Annotated in this window: 2 protein-coding genes; both read right to left on the reverse strand. The window is 33.1% G+C overall.

Annotated features, from left to right (window positions below):
* Positions 1-135: 135 nt before the first annotated feature.
* Positions 136-756, reverse strand: a complete 621-nt coding sequence (locus BZG02_RS20655) for a hypothetical protein (protein ID WP_101263641.1) — start codon at positions 754-756, stop codon at positions 136-138.
* 17 nt (positions 757-773) lie between these two features.
* A complete protein-coding gene (locus tag BZG02_RS20660; RefSeq protein ID WP_101263642.1) occupies positions 774-1,103 on the reverse strand; it encodes a hypothetical protein in 330 nt (109 codons plus the stop codon).
* Between the last annotated feature and the right edge of the window lie 254 nt (positions 1,104-1,357).

The raw sequence follows: 1,357 nt of genomic DNA on the forward strand, positions 1-1,357 counted from the left end.
ATATTAAATTCCATTTCTAAAAAGGTTTTCACTTACACCATTCCCCATAAAGTAGCAATAATGTCATCGGTTACGTCAACCCACCGTTCATGCTGGGCAGTTCCTGCCACACGAACGCTTAGTTGTTGTGGGTAGTTAGTATTCATCATTTAGCTTCTTTATCCTCGTATTAAATTCCTCAACACTTATTAGTTTTATAGTATCGATATTATTAATTACAATAAGTCTATCAGGGAAATATTTAATTTCATAATCTTCAATTGAATCGAGCTGGGATAAATCTACTTCAACTTTTTGAGGTCTAAAAAAATCGAAAGAGTGTCTGAATATCTCAACAGTTGCAGTATCTGAATTTCTCTTTTTTTTAATAAATCCTATATCACCTTTTGAAAAGTAATTTGTCAAGAACATTGGTTCTTTAATCGAATAGTCAGTTGAAAATAATGGATAATAATCACCATACAAATAAGGTATATATCCTTGGTCAAATTTGTTTTTATCAATAGAGTTAACATTTAATGCACTGTTTATCATTGATTTTGTAATCAATATGGAATCCGATTTACCTAGTGTTGTCTCAAAGCCTGAAATCTCAAAGCACTTAATCCTAAGTAGGGTCAATGAAGTCCGTTTTACTAGACTAACTGATAGACCAATAAAGAGAATCAAAATGCCAATTATAATTCTAGTTTTACTTAGAAACTTTCTCTGATAGTCTCTAACTTCCTGTATTTCTTTAGGGTCTTTATTTTTCATCAGTTTTCAAAGAGTTATCATAAATCAATCCATTTGCCATTTACTAATTTCTCAAGTTTTCCCCACTCAGGTTTGCCAATCTCTCGTCCTTTTACTCTTACAGGTGCTATCCAATCGTGTTGGCAATTTTCCAAAGGATCTGGAATTTCTTTCCAATCAGTTTGGTCAATGCCATATTCTAGGGAAGCTACAATTGCATACTCAACTTTCTCAAACCAGCTGTCCCAAATTGCATTTGAATCAGTTTCTTTATCGTATCCAAATAGATACACACCATCTTCAGAGTCGTAAATCATTAATCTTTTTACCTCCGAATCAGGTTGCTTTATGTTTGCAGTTAGTCTCATTTAATTACCCACAACGTTTCGTATAAAGATTGTAGCCGACTGCGTTGCACTTTCCTGTCAAATTACACGAAAATTGAAGCGGGCTACAACCCTCGAATGTACTACTATTTAGGCTATTATTTTTATACATTGTTGAACGAAACCTAAAGGTAGCTAAAGAACCCATTTACTTACCTTTAGATAGTATTTAATTTAAAATTCGTATTATGAAAAAAAAGCACCTTAATCGAACGGGCATGTAATTCATGCGATGA

This window comes from Labilibaculum filiforme, assembly GCF_002843315.1.
In the GTDB taxonomy this organism is placed as follows: Bacteria; Bacteroidota; Bacteroidia; order Bacteroidales; family Marinifilaceae; genus Labilibaculum; species Labilibaculum filiforme.